Origin of the sequence: Blautia sp. 1001283B150304_161114_C9, assembly GCF_015668165.1 — a bacterium.
Lineage (GTDB): Bacteria > Bacillota > Clostridia > Lachnospirales > Lachnospiraceae > Blautia_A > Blautia_A wexlerae.
In genome coordinates, this window is sequence record NZ_JADPGO010000071.1 from 1 (window position 1) to 2902 (window position 2902).

Consider the following 2902-nt stretch of genomic DNA (forward strand, 5'->3'; position numbering starts at 1 on the left):
GGAACAAAAATGCTTCCAATTGTTAATTCACTTGCTGACTTTGGTAACTACTATAAATCAATTATTGAACAGAATTAAGGACGTTAGTATTTGAAAAGATCGAACAATTCCAGTTTGGAGAATTGAAAAAAACGGAATTTACCTATTAAGACATATAAACTCTTGACAATAAAGCTCCTATATAGTATGTTTTTAATAAACTACTATATAGGAGCTTTTGTATGGAAATGAATGGAGGATTTCTTGTTACCAAAATAAAACAGCTTGGAGACCGGATTTTCGAGAAGATTCTCAGTGAAAAGAATATTGATGCGTTTAATGGAGCCCAGGGGCGTATTCTTTATGTGCTGTGGCAGAAGGATGGTATTTCAATCAGGTCACTCTCGACTAAATGCGGATTAGCGATAACATCTCTTACTACGATGCTGGAAAGAATGGAAAATCAAGGGCTGATAAGCCGTGTTCAGTCTGAAACGGACAAGAGGAAAACGCTCCTGTTTCTGACTGAGAAAGCACATGCCTTAAAGGGCGAGTACGATTCTGTATCTGATGAGATGGGCAGTATTTACTACAAAGGTTTTTCAGAGGAAGAAATTATCCGGTTTGAGGAATGCCTCGACCGCATCAGAAAGAATCTTGAGGAGTGGCAGAAGTCATGAGTATTTGTATCAAAGATCAGATTCAGAACATGAATATCGTCATTGGCTGCACAGTGGGGTGTACATATTGCTATGCCCGCAACAACGTGAAACGCTGGCATATGATTGATGATTTCGCTGACCCTGAATTCTTTCCGGGTAAGCTCAAGATGATGGAAAAGAAACGTCCGCAGAACTTTCTTCTTACCGGCATGAGCGATCTCTCTGGATGGAAGCCGGAATGGAGAGACGAGGTATTTGCAAAGATCCGTGAAAATCCACAGCATCAGTTCCTGTTCCTTACCAAGCGACCTGATTTGCTGGATTTTGATACCGATCTGGAAAACGCATGGTTTGGCGTTACGGTGACGAGGAAAGCAGAACGGTGGCGTATCGACGCCCTTCGGAAAAACGTCAGAGCAAAACATTACCATGTTACCTTTGAGCCGTTATTCGATGATCCCGGCACAGTTGACCTTTCCGGAATCAATTGGATCGTTGTCGGCACCATGACCGGAGCTCAGAGCAGGAAGATTCATACGGAGCCGGAATGGGCATGGTCTCTGACGGACCAGGCACATAAGCTCGGCATTCCGGTGTTTATGAAGGAAGATCTTGTCCCTATCATAGGGGATGAAAATATGATTCAGGAAATGCCGGAAGAATTTAATAAAGTGTTAGAGGTACAGAAATCATGGAAGAAGTAATAAATGGAATCCTCATTCGTGAGGTGGAAACAAAGAACATCATGACTAAGTCTAGTCTACCGGTAGGCGGTTACTCGGTCAATCCCTATGTGGGCTGTACACATGCCTGCAAGTATTGCTATGCTTCTTTTATGAAGCGCTTTACCGGGCACAAGGAGGAATGGGGCACTTTCCTTGATGTGAAGCATTGGCCGGAAATTAAAAATCCGAAGAAATATGTCGGACAGCGGGTGGTCATCGGTTCTGTGACAGATGGCTACAATCCACAGGAGGAGCAATTCGGGAATACCAGAAAACTTCTGGAGCAGCTGATCGGCAGTGACGCAGATATTCTGATCTGCACAAAGTCGGATCTTGTGGTACGGGATATTGATCTGTTGAAGAAGCTTGGACGTGTAACCGTTTCATGGTCGATCAACACACTAGATGAAAATTTCAAGAACGATATGGATTCTGCTTCGAGCATTGAGCACCGTATCGCTGCTATGAAGCAGGTATATGAGGCAGGTATCCGTACAGTCTGTTTCGTATCCCCGGTATTCCCCGGTATCACGAATTTTGAAGCAATCTTTGAGCGGGTAAAGGATCAGTGCGATCTGTTCTGGCTCGAAAATCTCAATCTTCGAGGCGGTTTCAAAAAGACAATTATGGATTATATCGCCGGAAAATATCCTGATCTGGTACCACTTTACGACGAGATCTATAACAAGCATAACCGCAGCTACTTTGAAGCACTTGAAGTAAAAGCTGAGAAAATGGCTAAGAAGTATGATTGTGCCTTTGTGGATAATGAAATGCCTTATGGCAGAGTCCCGCAGGGGCATCCGGTGATCGTAGATTATTTCTATCATGAGGAAATCCGTGGGACAGAGAATACCGGAAAAAGAAATCGCTAACTTCCAGTTTGCCGAACTGGCGAAATACAGAAAACAGCATAAGAATAATCAACAGGCAGGTAGTCTTATAACGAGACTGCCTGCCTTCTTTTATGTCTGCAAGTGCCATTTCTCAAGGGGGTGTTCAAATGAACCCCCTTTGAACACCTCTAGGGGAAACAAGGTTAAATTGTATCAAGTTCAGTGTTCCAACGAAAGCAGATCTGTGCGAGTATTATGTGAATCTGGAAGCGAATACTTTTGATACCTTTAAGGTTGAACCGTCCCTGATGACCGTCTTTGAACAGAGTCATACATGGGATGAACTGATACAGCATTTTGTGGATTCCTATGTTATGGAAACAGATAAGAAGGCGGTATCCGCTTTTTATGACCGTGATTATATTGCAGAAAGGCTGAAGGGGCTGGAAACTGAATTGTCTTTGGAGTGTCGAATCACTCTGAATGGAGAAGAACGATGGGTTCGCAATGTGATCATACATGGAGAGATAGAGGATTCAGAATATGCCATGATTTTCTTGCGTGATATCACAGAGGCAAAGGTAGAGAGCGCACGGCATCTGCAGATGGCAGCAGATAATGCTTCCATGGAGCAGCTGATTCAGAGTATCGTACGTCTGGTTGACCGCTTTGTTGTCTGTGATCTGGAAAATGACAGATA

General features: G+C 43.4%; 3 protein-coding genes and 2 pseudogenes. All 5 read left to right on the forward strand.

Annotated elements, in window-relative coordinates; all coding sequences use genetic code 11:
- Positions 1 to 78, forward strand: a pseudogene (locus tag I4V44_RS18425) (winged helix-turn-helix transcriptional regulator); the annotation flags it as partial.
- A 143-nt stretch (positions 79 to 221) separates the two neighbouring features.
- The gene (locus tag I4V44_RS17165; protein WP_008704238.1) at positions 222 to 659 is read left to right on the forward strand and encodes a radical SAM mobile pair system MarR family transcriptional regulator; all 438 of its coding nucleotides are present in this window, start codon (positions 222 to 224) and stop codon (positions 657 to 659) included.
- Positions 656 to 1345 (forward strand): radical SAM mobile pair protein A, encoded by a 690-nt coding sequence (locus I4V44_RS17170; RefSeq protein WP_008704237.1) that lies wholly within the window; start codon positions 656 to 658, stop codon positions 1343 to 1345. Before I4V44_RS17165 ends, I4V44_RS17170 begins: the two co-directional genes overlap by 4 nt.
- Positions 1333 to 2241 (forward strand): radical SAM mobile pair protein B, encoded by a 909-nt coding sequence (locus tag I4V44_RS17175; protein WP_055156457.1) that lies wholly within the window; start codon positions 1333 to 1335, stop codon positions 2239 to 2241. Before I4V44_RS17170 ends, I4V44_RS17175 begins: the two co-directional genes overlap by 13 nt.
- 191 nt (positions 2242 to 2432) lie before the next feature.
- A pseudogene (locus I4V44_RS17180) lies at positions 2433 to 2902 on the forward strand (PAS domain-containing sensor histidine kinase); the annotation flags it as partial.